This window comes from Massilia sp. P1_C10 (assembly GCF_056406475.1).
On sequence record NZ_JBFUAC010000002.1, the window covers coordinates 1 to 17847 of the forward strand.

Sequence of the window (17847 nt, forward strand, 5' to 3'; positions counted from 1 at the left end):
CGCGCTATACGGGCCGACCTGATTGCCCGCGATGAACGTGCCATGAGCCTGGAACCAGCTAATCCAACGATGGACCATCGAATGCGCAAGCCCGCGCTGCCTGGCCAGCTGCTTGTAGCCTATATCGCCATCAAGATACTGACGGACGACGGCCAGCTTGAATTGCTCGTCATACTTTGTCATAAACCACCTAAAAGTTGGCGTCCAACTTTTAGGTGGCACTTCAGTCCGGCGGACCTGACCCCATTTTTATTTGCGCAGCTGCTTGACCACGCGCCAGCCGGCATAGCCGAGCGCCGCGACGACAATCACGAGTCCCCACGCCTCGAGCGCCACTTCCGCCAGGTCGATCCAGTTCATGGCGCAGCCCTCAGAAAGTCGATCGCGCCCGCGTGCGCCATCGCATTCAGTTCGTCTGCCGCCATCGGCCTCCCGATCGCAAAGCCTTGCCCATAATCGCAGCCCGCGTCGGTCAGCAGCGCCAGTTGCCTGGCTGTCTCGACGCCCTCCGCCACCACCTTCAGCCCGAGCTTGTGCGCCATCGCGATGATGGCTTCGCACAGCGCCAGCTCGCCGTTCTCGGCGTCCAGCGTGGCCACGAACGACTGGTCGATCTTGAGGAAGTCGATGCCGAAGCGCTTCAGGTGCGACAGCGACGAGTAGCCGGTGCCGAAGTGGTCGAGCGCGACCTGCAGCCCCATCGCGCGGTACTGGCGCAGCCGCTCGAGCACCTTGTCGGCGCCCTCGAACAGCACGCCCTCGGCGATCTCGATGACGATGCTTTGCGCCGGCAGGTCCAGTTCGGCCAGGTAGTCGATCCACGCGCGGTACAGCGAGGCGTCGCGCCGGAACTGCACCGGCGACTTGTTGACGCTGACCTGGAACGATGGGTGGATCTGGCGCTGCCACAGCTGCACCTGGCGCGCCGCCTCGCGAAACACCCAGTCGCCGATCTCGACGATCAGCCCGTTCGATTCGGCGAACGGGATGAATTCGGCCGGCGCCAGCAGGCCGCGGATCGGATGGCGCCAGCGCAGCAGCGCCTCGGCCTTGCGCACGTTGCCGGTGGCGAGGCAGACGATCGGCTGGTAAAGCAGTTCGAACTGGCCGGTCGCCAGCGCGGCGCGCAGGTCGGCGGCGACGTACTGGCGCTCGATCGCTTCCTCCTGCAAGTCGGGCGTGAAGTAGCTGAAACGGTTGCGGCCGGCCTTCTTCGACGCGTACATCGCCTGGTCGGCGCGCGCCAGCAGGTCGGCCACGTTGCCGGCGTCGGGCGGATACAGCGCCACGCCGGCGCTGACGGAAATCGACAGGCGCTCGCCGCCGATCTCGAACGGCCGCGCCAGGGTCGCGACCAGCGCCTGGCCGATGCGCTCGACGCTGCCGACATGGTCGATCCCGGCCAGGATCACCACGAATTCGTCGCCGCCCAGGCGCGCAAGCGTGTCGGACGCCCGCACGCACGCGGCGATGCGGCGCGCCGCCTCCACCAGCAGCGCGTCGCCCATCGCGTGCCCGTGCTGGTCGTTGACTTCCTTGAAGCGGTCGAGGTCGAGGAACACCAGCGCCAGGAAAGCGCCGCCGCGGTCGGCCTTCTTCACTTCGAGCCGCAGCCGGTCCATGAACATGTGGCGGTTCGGCAGGCCGGTCAGCTCGTCGAAGTTGGCCTGGCGCCAGATCGCTTCGGTCGACGCGCGGCGTTCGCCGAGGTCGGCGCTCGGGGCCAGCGTGCCGACATGGTCGCCGGCGCCGTCGAAGATGCGGCGGAAGCGCTCATCGCCGCGTTCGAGCGCGGCCAGCCTGGCGTCGCGGTGCTCGACCACCACGCGGCAGGCCTGGCCGCTGGCGTCGACGCTGGCGAACAGGATCGCGTCGAATTCCGCGCCGCCGGCCCCGCGCAGCGACAGGCGGCACTGTTCGGGCTCGCTGCTGTTGAGCGCGCGGCCGATGAAGCTGTCGAACTCGTCCGCGTGATGGGGCGCGATGAAAGCGCGGAAGCGGTGGGCGCCGGGATTGGCGTGGGCAATGCCAAGCATGGCGGCGCCGGCCTGGTTGGCCAGCAGCACGCGGCTGTCGAACGCCAGCACGAAATAGCCCACAGGGGCGAGCAGATACAACTCGTTGAACCAGGCCGGATCGCGATCGTCGTCCATAACCCCTCGCAGGCGTCAGAAATCGGTCGTCGTTGCTATACGGACAAGATTAGCACGGGCGCGGCCACGCTGTCGAGTTTATTGATGAGCCCTGTTCAGGCGCCGCTCGGCGCGCCGCTGCACGGCCTCGAACGCCAGGCTCATGCACCAGTACAGCGCCGCCGCGGCGATGTAGAGCGGCAAGGGACGGAAGGTGGTGGCGATCACCTCCTTGGTCGAGAGCATCAGCTCGGTCATGGTGATGACCGACACCAGCGAGGTGTCCTTGATCAGGCTGATCAAGGTGTTGCTCATCGACGGCACCGCCACCCGCAGCGCCTGCGGCAGCACGATGTGGCCCAGCGTCTGCCAGTAGCCCAGTCCCAGGCTGAAACTGGCGCGCCACTGGCCCACGCCGATGCTGTCGATCGCGCCGCGCAGGCTTTCCGATAGGTAGGCGCCGGCGTTCAGCGACAGCGCCAGGATGCCGGCCGTGACCGGGGTGAATTCGATCCCGACGCTGGGCAGGCCGTAATAAAGGACGAAGATCTGCACCAGCAGCGGCGTGCCGCGCATCGCGCTGACATACAGCGTGGCCGGCCAGCGCAGCGCCGCGTACGGCGACATGCGCAGCACCGCGACCGGAAAGCCGAGCGCGAGGCCGCCCACCATCGAGGCCAGCGCGAACACCAGCGTGTAGCCGGCGCCGGCCAGCATCACCGGCGCCGCTTCGCGCAGCAGCGCAACCAGGTCCATCAAGGCGCCGGGCGGCTGACGTCAGCGCCGAACCATTTCACCGAGATCTTCTTCAGGCTGCCGTCGGCGGCGGCCTCGGCCAGCGCCTTGTTGAGCGCCGCCTTGAACTGCGGATTGCCCTTCTGGAACGGGATGCCGGTGCGCTCGATGGCGCCGACCCGGGCGCCGGCCTTGATCGGCAGCTGCGAATTGCTCAGCAGGTAGGCCACCATCAGGCTGTCGTTGAGCGCGGCGTCGATGCGGCCGAAGGCCAGGTCCTGCAGGTTTTCGGGCGCCGCCGGGTAGCTCTTGACCATGATGCCGGGCACGGCCCTGGCCTGCTGCTCGAACACGCTGCCCTGCCCCACGCCGACTTTCTTGCCCTTCAGGTCGGCCAGCGAGGCGTAGGTCGCGCGCTCATCCTTGCGCACGATCAGCTGCGGGCTCGAGTAGGTGTAGGGCTCGGAGAAGTCGAACGCCTCCAGCCGCTTCGGCGTGATGCCGACCTGGCTGATGATGACGTCGTACTTGCCGGCGCCCAGGCCGGCCAGGATCGCCGCCCATTCGGTGCTGACGAACTGCGGCTTGAGGCCCAGCTTGGCGGCCAGCAGGCGCGCGACGTCGACGTCGTAGCCGGCCAGTTCGCCCGTCTTCTGGTCCTTGAAATTGAACGGCGGATAGGTGCCTTCCATCGCGATGCGCAGGGTGCCGCGCGCCCTGGCGCTGTCGAGCAGGTCGGCGGCGAGGGCCGGCAGCGCGAAGCTGGTCGCGAGCAGCGCGGCGGCGGTTTTCAGGACGTAACGGCGGAATGCGATCATCGTTGCTCGATTCGAAAAAAGGTTGACTAGTCAAGTATCTCTGGAGAATGCGTCACGCCGCCATCTTGCGGTTGCGCGAGCCGAACTTGTGACCGCTGACCAGGGTCGTGCTGTCGACCAGGCTCGACAGGCCGAGGATCAGCTGCACCAGGCGGTCTTCCGGCAACACCCACAGCTGGCCGGCGGGCATCTCGGCGCCGGTGGCGGCCACGATCAGCGGCGCCACCCACTGCGCGTCGGCGTCGACGTCGAGCACGATTGCGTCGCCGGTGGTCTGCAAGTAGATGTTTCCGCCGATGGCCAGCGTGAAGCACACGCCGTAGCCGGTTTCCTGCGGGCCGATATGTTCGACCAGGCTGGCGTTGTGCTCGTCGATCCACAGTTCCACATCCTGCGGCGTTTCCAGGGCGATCCAGCGGACGGGCCGGAAACGGGGCGTCGGTTCGTGCGATTCTTGATTCATTACCTGGTTCGAAATAAGCTGGTGACGGCGCGTATCGTACGGCATTTCCGGCGTGCAGTACATGGAAGCGCGCGGATTGACATGGGCGAAGCGCATCGGCTGCGCCGAGTCAGGCAAGTGCGAACAGGAGGACTTATGAAACCGAAGGCTGCGGATTATCGTGTCCGCCATGGCGGCTACGTCTCAGAATTTGATCAATTCATCGACAACTACATGGTCGAGCACCCGGAAATTAGCGCCGACCAGCGGCGCGGCTGGTACATCTGGTGGGACCACCTCGTTGACCTGAAGGACCTGGAAAAGCAGCATGACGATGCCGTTCCGGTAAAACCCTATCAATACGACTAGATTCCATAGAAAAATTTATATTGTTTTTGACGAATTTTAATTGCGTTGCGGGAATTTTTTGGTATGATGCAGTTGCGAGGTTCGCTTATTGGTAAAGCCCAGTCGCCTCAGGCTGAAAACGCGGTTCGATTCCGCGGCCCCGCACCAGATTCCAGCTTGTCGTGCATGCGCAAACAGGCACCCATGCCGCGCGAGCGGCACTGCAAACTCGGCGTGGATACCCGCCTGCGCGGGTGCGGCAAGCCTGTCAACGCGGCCGGCGCGCGATCTTCGCGCCGAAATACACCGAGTACAGCGCGGCGATCCCCACCAATGCGTAAATCAGCCGGGTCGCCGGACTCTGCGCGCCGAACACGGTGGCGACCGCGTCGATGTTGAACAGGGCCACGCTGGCCCAGTTCAGGCCGCCGATGACCAGCAGCGCCAGCGCAATGTAATCGATCGAAGAAACTCTCCACGCCTGCCGCTCGCCGGGCAGATGGTGGCGCCGCTCGGGAATATGGCGGCGGTCGGTGGTGGGCATGTCCAGGGTTGCCATCGCTACCTCCTCGTGAATAGACCAGTGGGCCCGTAACCGGGCAGCTGGTTAGACCAGGAAGCGCGCTGCAAGTTTTGCCGGGTCCGGCTGGCGGATCAGCCCTTCCAGGTGCGCTTGAGGCCTGTATCGGCGTGGATCCAGCCGCCTTTCGGCCCCTCGCGGTAGTAGAAGCCGACGCCTCCCTGGCGGAAGCTGCGCACCAGCGAGCCCAGCACTTCGGAATTGAGGTTGGCGATGCGGATGTCGGCCGCCTTGCCTTCGATGTGCAGCGACTGGCGCGCGGCCGGGATGCCCTGCTCGATCAGGCGCAGGTTGGACTTGGCGGTGCGGTAGCCCGACAGGATTTCGAGCGGCTGCTCGATGCCGTAGCGCGCGACGAAGGCCTGGGTGCCCCACAGGGTTTCGAACAGCTTGGGGTCGATCGGCGCGGTCTCCTTGCCGTTGACGTCGCGCATGATGTGGCACAGCTCCTGGTAGGCCGAGTCGATCACCTCGCCATCGCGCCAGTACAGCACTTTGGTCTTCTCGCCGCTCTGCGGACGGATCAGGGTCAGCGTGCGCGGCTTGAGCCAGAAGTCCATGTCGAGCACCTGGGCGTCGAAGATGTCGGGCGGCGGCGCCAGTTCGGTGGTCTCGACCGCGCGCGCCGGCGCCGCGGCACGGCCGACGCTGCGGCCGGACGATTTGGCGGCGACGGCGGTCCTGGCGGTGCTGGCGTGAGCGCAGCCGATCAGCGGGGTGGCCAGCGCGCCGAGCGCCGACAGGCAAACACCGTGGTGAAGAAATTCTCTGCGCGAAGCCATTATTCAACTCATCAATTCGAGGCGCTCACTATAACGCAAGGCGCCAGCGCACGACAGCAAATTGAACACGATTCTGTGCCTGCGAAGGCAGGTAGCCATGTGGATTCGATGGGAGAATGAACGCATGCTCAGCATAGGCGCCTGCCTGCGCGGGGGGCGCTTGTCAGGCGCCGCTGCAGCTGCAAAAGCGCTTGCCCGGCGTGGCGGCGGCGCCCGGATCGGCGTCGAGCTTTTTCCAGAACACGTCGCACTCGAGCCCGTAGCAGGTCTTGTCCTTGCCGGCGTTCACGTAGCCGTGCCGGGCGTAGAAGCCGGCGCCGACCGTGGTGCTTTTCAGCTGCAATACCCCGACGCCCCACTCGCGCGCCTTGGCCTCGACGCCGGCGAGCAAGGCCGTGCCGACGCCGTGACGCTGCGCTTCGGGCAGCACGTAGCACAGTGACAGCTTGCCGGCCTGGGTGATCAGCGCCACCCCCACCAGTGCGCCATCGCGCAGCGCTACCAGCATATGATTGGCGGGAGCGCTCATCCACGCGGCGACCTGCGCCGGCGTCTTGTTGCCCAGCCACGCGTCCAGCTTGGCCTGGTCGTGGCAGTGATCATCCGCGCAGCATTCCTGGATGGAGCGGCGCAGCACGGTGCATGCAGCCGGGGCGTCTTCGGGCGTGGCGGGACGGATGTCTGGACTCATGAACAATAACGCAATGATTTCGGGAAAAAGGTATTGCTACGCTTCAAGATACATATAAAGACTATACCGCAAAGCCCGGGCGTCTGCCTGATGAGCCGCCGGCTGACGCGGCGCTACAACATTGCCGTCTAAGCATATAGAAAAACAGTCGTTCCGTTTTTTGCGCGAATTCTAGACCATGCTGTTCTGTTTCCACAACACCATACACGCGAGAAAATAATGACAAACATCCGCCCGTCGCATCTTCGCCGCTGGATCCTGGCCCTGGCCATCGGCGCCCTCGCCGCCCCGTTTGCCGCCAGCGCAGCCGAGGTCGAGCTGCTCAACGTGTCCTACGACGTCGCCCGCGAACTGTATAAAGAGATCAACCCGGCCTTCATCGCCGAGTACAAGCAGAAGACCGGCGAGACGGTCGTGATCAAGCAGTCGCACGGCGGCTCGAGCAAGCAGGCGCGCTCGGTCGCGGACGGGCTGGAGGCCTCGGTCGTGACGATGAACCAGGCCAACGACATCGACATGCTGGCCGACCGCGGCCTGGTCGCCGCCGACTGGGCGAAAAAGTTCCCGCACAACGCCGCGCCTTATTACTCGACCATGGTGTTCCTGGTCCGCAAGGGCAACCCGAAGCAGATCAAGAACTGGGACGACCTGGCCAAGCCGGGCGTCAAGGTGGTGATCCCGAATCCGAAGACCGCCGGCAACGGCCGCTACACCTATCTGGCGGCCTGGGGCTCGGTGCTGAAAAAAGGCGGCAACGAAGCGCAGGCGCGCGAGCTGGTCGGCAAGATTTTCAAGAACGTGCCGGTGCTCGACGCCGGCGGCCGCGCCGCCACCACCACCTTCACGCAGCGCCAGATCGGCGACGCGCTGGTGACGTTCGAAAACGAAGTGCAGCTGGTGCGCGCCGAGTTCGGCGACAACTTCGAAGTGGTGTATCCGGCCACCTCGATCCTGGCCGAGTCGCCGGTCGCGGTGGTCGACAAGGTGGTCGACAAGCGCAACGTACGCAAGGAAGCGACGGCTTACCTGAACTTCCTGTACTCTGAAGCTGGTCAGGAAATCGGCGCCAGGCATTACATGCGCGTGCGTTCGGCCGCGGTGGCAAAGAAATACGCGGCCAACTACAAGCCGATCGCCCTGTTCACCGTCGACGAGCTGTTCGGCGGCTGGAAAGCTGCCCAGAAAAAGCACTTCGACGACGGCGGCGAGTTCGACAAGATTTATCAGCCGAAATAGATTTCCGACGTTTCGCTTGTCGGATTCGAAAGGCTCTGCGCCGCGCAGGGCCTTTTTTCATGGAAATTTACGTTTGGAGACCGCTTTCGACTTGTGCGCCATAGACACACCCCAAATTGGATGATATCTTCCCGCAATAAGTTAGTTGCTCCACAGCCAGTTTACTTTCAGCATCCGCGCAGCGCCCTCGTCCCCGGCGCCCGATATTGAACCAGCAGCACACTACCGAAAACGCCCACATGAAAAAACTGTTCGCCACCGTCCTGTTGTCGATCTCCACCGCCGCCGCCGTCGCCGGCCCGTTCGGATCGCAATCGGTGCTCGTCGTCGAAGACGACACCGGCAAGGTCCTGGTCGAGAAAAACGCCAACGCCATCGTCCCGATCGCCTCGCTGACCAAACTGATGACCGCGATGGTCGTGCTGGACTCGAAGCAGGACATGGATGCGCCCATCTCGATCGACAAGGTCGACGTCGACATGCTCAAGCACAGCACCTCGCGCGTGCCGGTCGGCGCGACCATCTCGCGCCGCGACGTGCTGCAGCTGGCGCTGATGTCGTCGGATAACCGCGCCGCCGCCTCGCTGGGCCGCACCTACCCGGGCGGCACCGAAGCGTTCAAGGCCGCTGTCAAAGCCAAGATCGCCGCTCTGGGCATGACCCAGACCGTGATCGAGGAGCCGACCGGCCTGTCGCCGCACAACAAGTCGACCGCGTCCGACCTGGTCAAGATGGCGGTCGCCGCCTCGGCCTATCCCGAGATCACCCGCATCACCACGGAGGCCAAGGACATCATCAAGATCAACGGCCGCGGCGTCGAATACCACAACACCAACCGCTTCGTCGGCGCCAAGGGCTGGGACATCGGCCTGTCGAAGACCGGCTACACCGAGGAAGCGGGCCGCTGCCTGATCATGCGCATCAAGGCCGCCGGCAAGAACGCCACGCTGGTGCTGCTGAACGCGAAAGCCTCGTCGGCGCGCGCGTTCGACGCGATGTCGATCCGGCGCCTGATGGGCGGCGAAGAAGTGCGCGTCGCGCGCGCCAGCCGCGGCGAAGGCCGCATCGTCAAGGCCTCGATCCGCACCCGCGGCGCCAAGCACGTCAAGCCGCGTCACCGCCGCGTGTAATCGAAGATGGGGTCAGGTCCGCCGGACCTGACCCCGGTTTTGTCGCAGGCGCCTACCTTTCCAGCATCGCCCTCAACCCGCTGGCCCTGCGGGTCTTGCGTCCGATCGCCTCCGCCAGCACCGCGCTGGCCGGCGTCACCAGCGTGAACTCCTTGCTGGCCCGCGTGATCCCCGTGTAGACCAGCTCCCGCGCCAGCATCCCCCCGCCGGCCTTCGGCAGCACCAGCACGGTGTGCCTGAACTCCGAACCCTGCGATTTGTGCACCGTCATCGCGTACGCCGTCTCGACGTGGCGCAGCCGGGTGGCCAGCACGCTGCGCACCTCGTCGCCCTCGAGGAAATAAACGCGGAGCGAATCGGGCCGCGCCGGATCGGCCAGCGTCAGGCCGATGTCGCCGTTGAACACCTTGGTGCCGTAGTCGTTCCGCGTCACCATCACCGGCCGCCCGACGTACCATTCGCCGCGGCGGCGGATCAGGCGCGCCGCCTCCAGTTTCTGTTCGATCGCCGCGTTCAGGCCCGACACGCCCCACTCGCCCTCGCGCACGGCGCACAGGATCCGGAAGTCCTCGAAGCTTTTCAGCACCGCCTTCGGGTCGCCATCCTTGATCGATTCCAGGTAAGGCCGGTAGCCGTCGATCGCCAGCTGCAGCACGTGCCCCTGCTGCGCGTGTTCGATCCAGCGCACGCCGTCCGCGCCGCCGCGCAGCACTTCCTCCGCGCGCCCGACGCCGCCGGCATTGACCGCCAGCGCCAGCTGGCCGATCGGGCCGCCGAAGCGCCGGCTGTGGCGCAGCATCACCGTCTGCTGCGCCAGCGCGCCGGCGCCGCCGAGAAACGCCGGCGGAATGATCTCGCCGCTCGCCGCCTGCGCGTACGCCATCGTGGCCTCGTCGTAGCCGCCGGCCTGCGCATCGTGGCACAGGTCGCCCAGCACCGCGCCCGCCTCCACCGACGCCAGCTGGTCCTTGTCGCCCAGCAGGACCAGGGTCGCGCCGGCCGGCAGCGCATCCAGCAGCGCCGCCATCATCTCCAGGTGCACCATCGATGCCTCGTCGACGATCAGCACGTCGACGTCGAGCGGATTGCCGCGGTTGTGCGAGAACGCCCGGGTGTCCGGCCGCGCGCCGAGCAGGCTGTGAAGCGTGCGCGCGGCGCCCATGCGTTCGGTCAGTTTTTTCAGCGGCAGTTCGTCGCCCACTTTCTCCGCCAGTTCGTTCAGCGCCTTGTCGATCGACTGCTTCAGCCGCGCCGCCGCCTTGCCGGTCGGCGCAGCCAGCGCGATGCGCTGGCCGGCCGCATCGTCCGCCGTGGCGAGCAGCAGCGCCAGCAGGCGCGCCACCGTGTAAGTCTTGCCGGTGCCGGGACCGCCGGTGATGATCGCCACCGAGCCGCGCAACGCGATGGCGCAGGCCAGCTTCTGCCAGTCCGGCTTGTCCGCTTCGCGGTGCGACGCGAACAGGCTGTCGAGCCACTTGCGCACCTTGGCGGTGTCGACTTCCCGCGCCTGGCGCGCGCGCTCGCCGACCGTCGTCGCGACGGTGGTCTCGTCGCGCCAGTAGCGGCGCAGGTACAGGCGCTCGCCATCGAGCACCAGCGGCTCGCCGTAGCTCAACTCGCCGGCATGCCAGACCTGCGCGGCGCCGGCCAGCAGCTGCGTCCACGCCTTGGCCGTCTTCGGCAATGGGCCGGCGGCCGCCGCCAGCGGCTGCCACTGCTCGTCGGCCCATCCCATCAGCGCGCAGGGATCCGCCGCCAGTTCGTCCAGCATCAGGCAGCTGTGGCCGCGGCCCTCCAGCTCGGACAGCAGCACGCAGGCAAGCATCAGCGGCGCCGGGGCGTCGCCCACCGAGCCGATAAAGCGCGCGAAGGCGCCGGACAGCCGGCGCAGCTCTCCCGCTTCGGTCAGGGTGGTCACTTCAGCCCACAGGGGCGCCAGGTCGGTAGTCGTCATGAGTCGTCGCCCAGCAGCCGGTCCAGGCCATCGAGCAGTTCCAGGTCAGGTTCCAGCAGGTAGCAGCCGCGCGTGGCGGTGTTGGCGATCCCGCGCAGGAACAGGAACACCGCGCCGCCCAGCTGCGATGCGGGGTCGTAGTCGTCGCCCAGCCGGCTTTTCAGGAGGCGGTGCAGCGCCAGCATGTAGATCGCGCCCTGGATGTCGTAACGGTGCGCCGCCATGCCGGCCGCCATCGCCGGCCGGCTGTACGCGGCGTCTCCGGCGCCCAGCGAGTTCGATTTGTAGTCGAGCACCCAGTAACGTCCTTCGTGCTCGAACACCAGGTCGGCGAAGCCTTTCAGCATGCCGTGCAGCTGGCGCTCCGGCAGCACCGGGCGCGCCACGCCGTCCAGCAAGGCATCGGCGCACAGCTGGTCGAGCGCGATGCTGTCCAGGTGGCGGCTCGGAAACCAGAACTCCATCTCGGGCAGCACGCCCTCCAGCGCGGCCAGCGGCGCGCCTAGTTGCGGCAGCGGCGTGGTGACTACCGCGCGCAGCCACGCGATGGCGTCTTCCTTGCGATTGCCCCAGCCGGCGCGGTCGCAGCGCGCGCCCAGCCGGGCATCGAAACCTTCGTCGGCCACGCGGGCGAATCCTTCCTGCGCCATCCATTCGAGCTGCTCGTGCAGGAAGTTGCCTGGGACCGAGCCGCGCGGGAAGCGGTGCCATGGCGCGTCGTCGGTGCGCTGCGGCGCCTGCTGCGGCGCTTCTTCCAGCAGCGTCTCTTCCTGCGCGCGCATCGGCGCCACGCCCGTCTGGCGCGTCAGCGAGGTAAACGAACCGACCGACCAGTTGCGCTCGAAGCGGCCCGTGAACGCCGGCGCCGGCCCCAGTTCCGGCAGGTTTTCGGCGCGCGCGAGCCGCGTCATGCCCTCAGGCGCCGCCAGCGGCTTCAGTTCGATGGCGTCGAGATCGCCGCGCAGCCGTTCCCAGTGTCCGTTCATGTCGGCCGCGGCGATCCTGCCGCCGCCGCCCAGCAGGTAGCCCAGCGCCGATTCGTGCAGCTGGTTCTCGCCGGCCTTCCGCGCGGCGATCGCGGCAACGCCCAGCCACAGGAAATGCCGCGCGCGCGTCAGCGCCACGTACAGCAGGCGCAGGTCTTCTTCGAGGCGGGCGCGGTCGACCGCTTCCAGCGCCTGGTCCGACATCGCCAGGTCGACCAGGCGTTCGCCGTCCTCGCCGGCATATTCGAAGAAGCTGCGGTTGCGGCGGTCGGTCTTGCGTGCGGTGACGGCGAACGGCAGGTACACCAGCGGGTACTCCAGGCCCTTCGACTTGTGCACCGTGACGACCTTCACCAGCTCGGCGTCGCTCTCGAGGCGCAATACGCGCTCGTCGCCGCCCTCTCCCAGTCCCTGCACCTGTTCGGCGAACCAGCGGATCAGGGCCTGCTCGCCGTCGAGCGCGCCGCTGGCCGACTGCAACAGTTCGGCCAGGTGCAGCAGGTTGGTCAGCCGACGCTCGCCGCCCGCTTCGGCCAGCAGCGTCGAAGGCAGGTTCAATTCGTGCACGAAGCGGCGCAGCATCGCCAGCACGCCCTGGCGCTGCCAGACCACGTGCAGCGCCTTCAGCTGCTCGACCCGTTCTTCCCACGCCAGTTCGTCCGACGAGATGCGCGCCAGCGCCGCCAGCGAGAGACCAGCGGTGCGGGTCGCGAAGGCCGCCCGCGCCAGAGCGCCGTCCAGCGGATTGGCCACCGCGTGCAGCCAGCGCAGCACGTCGGCGGCTTCGTCGCTGTCGACGACCGAGTCCTTGTCCGACAGGTAGACGCTCTTGACGTCGCGCTGGCTCAGCGCACGCCGGATCGCGGCCGCTTCCTTGCGGTCGCGCACGAGGATGGCGATGTCGGCCGGCGCCAGGCGCGTGAAGGCGCCGTTTTCCTCGAAGCCGACTTCGGGATCGTTGAGCATGTCGACGATATGCTCGGCGCAGTGATGCGCGAAGAACTCGCGGTAGCCGTCCGCGCGCAAGTCCTCGCGGTCGGAACTGCAGACCGCCAGTGCCTGGTACGGCCCGGCCACGCCCACCAGCCGCTGCTTGCGATCGATCGCTCCCACCGCATCGAACGGCAGCGGGTTCACCTCGCCCTTCCTGAACCGGAATGCGCCGGCGGCATGTCCCTGTTCGGCGTGCATGAACAGCTGGTTGACCGCGCTGACCAGCGCCTTGGTCGAGCGGAAATTGGTGCCCAGCTTGTAGTGGCGGCCCTCGGTGGCGCGGCGCGCCGAAAGGTAGCTGTGGATGTCGGCGCCGCGGAAGCCGTAGATCGACTGCTTCGGGTCGCCGATCAGGAACAGGCCATTTGCCGGATCGTTCTCCGCCACCCGGTACAGCAGGTTGAAGATCGCGTACTGGTCGGGCGAAGTGTCCTGGAACTCGTCGACCATCGCGACCGGGTATTGCCTGGAGATCCGGTCGCGCAGCGCCGCGGCATTCGGGCCTTCCAGCGCGGCCTTCAGGCGTTCGAGCATGTCGGAAAAGCCGAACTGGCGGCTGCGCATCTTCAGCTCGGCCATGCGGCGCGCGATACTGCACGCAGCGTGGCGGTACAGTGCGTGCGACAACGGCTCAATCGCCTTGAGCGCTTCCCCCAAGGCCGTCGTGTGTTCGAAGCATTCCGGCACATCCGCGATGAAGTCCTTGCTGCAGGCGTCCATGATGCCGTCCGGAGTCAGACGATGCCAGGCGGTGTCCGTCATCACCGGCATCAGCAGTTCCGGGTCGTCCGCCCACGCGCGCAGCGCATCGAACCACTTGACCAGCGAGTCGGGCCGCAGCTTGTTCCCGTTGAAGCATTTCGGCGCCGCCTCGCGCTGGGCGGCGATCCACCGCTCCATCTGGCTGGCGCGATCGGTCCATCCCGCCTTCAGTTGCGCCAGTTGCGCGCGGCGCGCTTCCTGGACACGCGCGATCAGCCTGGCCAATGGTTCGTCCGGCGTCCCGCCCAGCGCGCCCGAACGGCTCACCAGGTCGCGCACCGACTGCTTGAGCGCGCCGACGTCGCTCCAGCACGCCATCAGCGCGCCAAGCGCCGCGTCGTTGAGCGGATAGACATTCTGGCGCCAGTAGTCGTGCGCGGCGTCCTCGAACAGCGCGCGTTCGTCGCTGACCAGTTCCTCGTCGAACAGGCTGCCGCTGTCGAACGCGTGCTCGCGCAGCATGCGCTGGCACCAGGCGTCGATCGTGAAGATCGCCGCTTCGTCCATGGTCTCGGCCGCCATCACGAGGCGGTACGCGGCCTGCCGACGCTCGGCGTGGCCCGGATACGACTGCGCCAGCGGGGTCAGAAACGGATCCTCCGGCGGATCGTCGGATCGGAAGAAGGCCGCCGCCTCGATCAGCCGCTCGCGCACGCGGTTCGACAGCTCGCGCGTCGCCGCGCGAGTGAAGGTCATCACGAGGATCTCGGATGGCAGCAGCGGGCGTCCGAATCCGGCGTCGCCGCCGTGCCCCAGCACCAGCCGCACGTACAGGGCGGCGATGGTCCAGGTTTTGCCCGTGCCGGCGCTGGCCTCGATCAGGCGCGAGCCGTGCAGGGGAAAATCGATCGGTCGCAGGAGTTCGCTCATGGCTGCTCCTTGCCCAGCGGCGTCACCGTAACCTGGCCAAGCCAGTGCGCCATGGGCCCATACAGCGCCTTCGACGTCTCCAGCCATTCGCCGCTCGCGCTGAAGGCGGCGAAATCGGGCCACAGGCGCGCCAGGCAGAGGTCCTCGACTTCGCCGCCGATCTGGAATCCGCCGTCGTAGGTGGCGCGCGCATCTCCGGCGCCCAGCATCGCCAGCGCGGTCTTGCACGCAACCGGCAGCGGCTGGTCGAGGTTCCGGCGCCATAACGCCACCAGCGCGGCCAGTTCGGCGTTCGCCGCCTGCGCATCCAGCGGCGCCATCGCCACCACCGCGTCGCGCGCGACCAGGTAGCCCGACACCGGATGACCGGAAGCGGCCGCCGCGAGCTGGCGCAGCCACGGGCCGATCAGCTTCTCGCCGCGCGGCCGGTTTTCCTTGTCCAGCACCTTCGACGATATCTGCATCAGCCACGCCGTCTCGGCGCCGTTGCCGCGCAGGCGGTCGATCCAGTCGTCAAGCCGGATGCCGCCGAAATCCAGCCCGACCGCCTGTTTCGGCGCGCTGTCCGGGAAGCGCGCGTTCAGCGCCAGCCACGCCGTGCGCACCGGCACCAGCGCGCCGACCAGGTCTTCCTGCCACATTCGGCCGGCCTGGCCGATCGGCAGCACGCCTTCGCGCGCCAGCCGCTCCGCCCGCGCCGATAATGCGGCGCGCACGTCGTCCTCCGGTTCGGGAACGCCGGAATCGTCCAGCAGGCTGTCTTCCAGGAAGTAGCGCTCCAGCGCATCGAGGGCGAACGGTTCCTCGTCCTGACCCAGTTCCTCGGCGTCGGCGAACCAGACGCTCAGGCGGCGGCGGAAGAAGTAACGCGCCGGCTGCTTGAGGAAGTTGGCCAGTTCGCCGAGCTTCAGCTGGTAGCCGGGTTCCAGTTCGAACGGCGGCAGCACCGCGTCGCCGTCGGCGATCGACCCGGCATGCGCGGCGCGCCATTCGCCCGCATACGTCAGCAAGCCGCCCTGCTCGAAATAGCGCCGGCTGAATGGCTGCAGCGCGTGTTCGGTGGTCATGGCGTGCAGGTCCAGCTCCCAGCCCGCCTTCAGGTAGTCGCGCAATTGCGACACCAGCACCGAGGCCGGCTGCTCGCTGTTGTCGCGCACATTGCGCCCGACCCAGCTTATATATAGTTTGTCGCGCGCCGCCAGCAGCGCTTCGAGCATCAGGTAGCGGTCGTCGTCGCGCCGCGAACGGTCGCCCGGGCGCGCCATGCCGGGCAGCGCCAGCAGGTCGAAGTCGGCCTGGCGCGCGCGGCGCGGGAAGTCGCCGTCATTCATGCCCAGCAGGCATACCACGCGGAACGGCACCGCGCGCATCGGCATCAGCGAACAGAACGTCACGCCGCCCGACACGAACTGGTGGTTCAGGGTCGGCTCGTCGAGCGCCCCCAGCCACGCTTCGCGCAGCACCGCCAGCGGCACCGCCTCGGCGAATTCGGCGTTCTCGCAGGTTTCGAGCCAGTCCCGCAACGCGTCCTGCAGCTGGCCCAGCGTGAGCCGGTCGCCTTCCTCGGTGGCGTCGAAGAACGCCGCCAGCAGCGCGCGTGCCTGTTCGCCCCACTCGGCCGGCGTGCGCGCCTGCGCCAGGGCAGCGCGCCACGCCAGCAGGGTTTCGATCAGTTGCGCCAGCGAGCCGGCCAGCGCGGCATCGAGCCCGCCCACTTCGGCATACGGCTCGATGCCGTCGAAGCTGGCGCCAGCGCCGCTGGCATACCCGAGCAGCATGCGCCGAACGCCGAAGATCCAGGCATTCTGCTCGCCCGCGGCGCCGAGTCCCAGCCCTTCGCGGTGCTGCTTGTCCAGTCCCCAGCGCACGCTGGCGCCTTCGATCCACTGGCCCAGGGTGGGCAGGTCCTCGCCGTCCAGCCCGAAACGCGACGCCAGTGCCGGCACGTCGAGCAGGTCGCGCACCTCGCTCTGGCGGCAGCGCTGCTGCGGCAGCCGCAGCAGCCACTCCAGCGCGACCAGCAGCGGATTGACGCTGCGGTCCTTGACGTCGCCGATCTCGAACGGGATGAAGCGCGGGTCGCTGCGCTTGTGCTGGTCGAATACCGCGTGGATGGCGGCCGAGAAGGTGTCGATGTCGGGCACCATCACCACCACGTCGCGCGGGCGCAACGTGGTATCGGCGCCGAACCATGCAAGAAGCTGGTCGTGCAGCACTTCGACTTCGCGCTGCACGCTGTGGCAGACGTGGAATTCGATCGAGCGGTCGCCCTGCTCCCGCGCATGGTGCGGATGCTCCGACAGCGGCAGCAGGTCGCGTACGGCCGCCTGCACCTGGCCGAGCAGGGTCGCGCCCTCGCCTTCGCTGAACAGGTCGACCCGCATGTTCTCGAAGCGGCCCTGCGCCTCGGTGTCGAATTCGTCGAGCATGCGCACGAAGTCGCGCCCTTGCCGGCCCCAGCTCGCCAGCAGCGGATGGCTGTGCGCGTGCATGTCTTCGATGGCGATGCCCGACAGGTCGTGGCCGGCGCGGGGCCGCTGGCGCCGGCGCTCGGCCTTGAGCAGCGCATGCCCTTCGATGATGTCGCCCCAGAAGAACTGGCAGGGATTGGGCACCGCCAGCAGCACCTGGCAGTGGCGCGACAACGCGGCCAGCGCTTCCAGGGTCTGGTAAGGCAGCGCCGAAATGCCGAACACGACGACGCGGCGCGCCAGGCGTCCGGCCGGCACCTCGCCCGATTCGGCGGCGCGCACAAATTCGCGGTGGATGGTGGCGCGGCCCGATTGGCGCAATGCCGGCGCCAGGCTGTCGTTGACGGCGCGCCAGAGCTGCGCCTGCCAGCGCTGGTCCGCCGGCAGCGGCAGTTCGTCGCCGCGCGCGCCGCGCAGCACGTCGCGGCCGGCGGCCCAGTCTTCCAGCCAGTCGGCCCGGTACACCTGGTACTGATCGAACAGGTCGGACAGGCGCTCGGCCAGCTGCAGCCGGCGTTCCGGGTCGCCGTCGCCAAGGAAGTGGCGCAAGGGTTCGAAGCCCTCGCTTGCCAGCAGCGCCGGCAGCAATCGCATCAGGCGCCAGGTCAGCGGCGCCTTGTCGAACGGCGAACGCCGGGGAACGCGGTCGGCGCCCAGCATGCCGCGGTAGGCCTCCCACAGGAAGCGCGCCGGCAGCGCGACGCGGGTCGCGGCGCACACGCCGGCCTCCTCGGCCAGCGCGATCTTCAGCCATTCGGCCACCCCGTTCGACTGCACCAGCACGATCTCGGACTCGAGCGGCGCCAGCGGATGGTTGCGCAGCCAGCCGAATACGGCGGCGCGCAATTGCTCCATCTGGTTACCGTGCAGGATGAGAAGGCCGGGGGTGACGGGAGATGCCATGGTGTTCCGTTAAG

The 17847-nt window shown here is 67.5% G+C and carries 14 protein-coding genes and 1 tRNA gene; 4 read left to right on the plus strand and 11 right to left on the minus strand.

Annotated features, from left to right (window positions below):
- The 5 genes from AC1D02_RS04155 to AC1D02_RS04175 form a co-directional block, all read right to left on the minus strand.
- The coding region (locus tag AC1D02_RS04155) for a transposase (RefSeq protein WP_477314027.1) at positions 1 to 183 on the minus strand (183 nt) is incomplete at its 3' end.
- 173 nt (positions 184 to 356) lie between these two features.
- The gene (locus tag AC1D02_RS04160; RefSeq protein ID WP_477314029.1) at positions 357 to 2153 is read right to left on the minus strand and encodes a putative bifunctional diguanylate cyclase/phosphodiesterase; all 1797 of its coding nucleotides are present in this window, start codon (positions 2151 to 2153) and stop codon (positions 357 to 359) included.
- 78 nt (positions 2154 to 2231) lie between these two features.
- Complete coding sequence (locus tag AC1D02_RS04165) at positions 2232 to 2888, minus strand: amino acid ABC transporter permease (protein WP_477314031.1); 657 nt, start codon at positions 2886 to 2888, stop codon at positions 2232 to 2234.
- A complete protein-coding gene (locus AC1D02_RS04170) occupies positions 2888 to 3685 on the minus strand; it encodes a transporter substrate-binding domain-containing protein (RefSeq protein WP_477314033.1) in 798 nt (265 codons plus the stop codon). Before AC1D02_RS04170 ends, AC1D02_RS04165 begins: the two co-directional genes overlap by 1 nt.
- Positions 3686 to 3737: 52 nt before the next feature.
- A complete protein-coding gene (locus AC1D02_RS04175; protein WP_477314035.1) occupies positions 3738 to 4244 on the minus strand; it encodes a hypothetical protein in 507 nt (168 codons plus the stop codon).
- 39 nt (positions 4245 to 4283) lie between these two features.
- Between AC1D02_RS04175 and AC1D02_RS04180 the strand changes: the two genes are divergently transcribed.
- Together AC1D02_RS04180 and AC1D02_RS04185 are read left to right on the plus strand one after the other, a co-directional pair.
- Complete coding sequence (locus tag AC1D02_RS04180) at positions 4284 to 4496, plus strand: DUF3460 family protein (protein WP_477314037.1); 213 nt, start codon at positions 4284 to 4286, stop codon at positions 4494 to 4496.
- 74 nt (positions 4497 to 4570) lie between these two features.
- A tRNA-OTHER gene (locus AC1D02_RS04185) sits at positions 4571 to 4643 on the plus strand.
- Positions 4644 to 4743: 100 nt separating this feature from the next.
- Here the strand turns inward: AC1D02_RS04185 and AC1D02_RS04190 are convergent.
- From AC1D02_RS04190 to AC1D02_RS04200, 3 genes are all read right to left on the minus strand, one after another.
- Positions 4744 to 5034 (minus strand): DUF378 domain-containing protein, encoded by a 291-nt coding sequence (locus AC1D02_RS04190; protein ID WP_477314039.1) that lies wholly within the window; start codon positions 5032 to 5034, stop codon positions 4744 to 4746.
- Positions 5035 to 5129: 95 nt separating this feature from the next.
- Positions 5130 to 5837 (minus strand): YcbK family protein, encoded by a 708-nt coding sequence (locus tag AC1D02_RS04195; RefSeq protein ID WP_477314041.1) that lies wholly within the window; start codon positions 5835 to 5837, stop codon positions 5130 to 5132.
- Positions 5838 to 6000: 163 nt separating this feature from the next.
- Entirely contained in the window at positions 6001 to 6528 is a 528-nt protein-coding gene (locus AC1D02_RS04200; RefSeq protein ID WP_477314043.1) for a GNAT family N-acetyltransferase, read from the minus strand.
- Between the two features lie 219 nt (positions 6529 to 6747).
- On the opposite strand from AC1D02_RS04200, the gene AC1D02_RS04205 reads away from it, so the two are divergent.
- Positions 6748 to 7764 (plus strand): sulfate ABC transporter substrate-binding protein, encoded by a 1017-nt coding sequence (locus AC1D02_RS04205; protein ID WP_477314045.1) that lies wholly within the window; start codon positions 6748 to 6750, stop codon positions 7762 to 7764.
- Between the two features lie 239 nt (positions 7765 to 8003).
- Positions 8004 to 8894 (plus strand): serine hydrolase, encoded by an 891-nt coding sequence (locus AC1D02_RS04210; protein WP_477314047.1) that lies wholly within the window; start codon positions 8004 to 8006, stop codon positions 8892 to 8894.
- 52 nt (positions 8895 to 8946) lie between these two features.
- On the opposite strand, the gene recD is transcribed toward AC1D02_RS04210, so the two are convergent.
- The 3 genes from recD to recC are packed head-to-tail and all read right to left on the minus strand — an operon-like array spanning position 8947 to position 17833.
- Positions 8947 to 10848, minus strand: coding sequence for an exodeoxyribonuclease V subunit alpha (recD, locus tag AC1D02_RS04215; RefSeq protein WP_477314049.1), 1902 nt, complete (start codon positions 10846 to 10848; stop codon positions 8947 to 8949).
- A complete protein-coding gene (gene recB / locus AC1D02_RS04220; protein WP_477314051.1) occupies positions 10845 to 14459 on the minus strand; it encodes an exodeoxyribonuclease V subunit beta in 3615 nt (1204 codons plus the stop codon). The genes recD and recB overlap by 4 nt, the downstream gene beginning before the upstream one ends.
- Positions 14456 to 17833 carry an exodeoxyribonuclease V subunit gamma gene (recC, locus tag AC1D02_RS04225; protein ID WP_477314053.1) on the minus strand — a complete coding sequence of 1126 codons (3378 nt, stop codon included), beginning with the start codon at positions 17831 to 17833 and terminating at the stop codon, positions 14456 to 14458. The genes recB and recC overlap by 4 nt, the downstream gene beginning before the upstream one ends.
- Positions 17834 to 17847 lie beyond the last annotated feature (14 nt).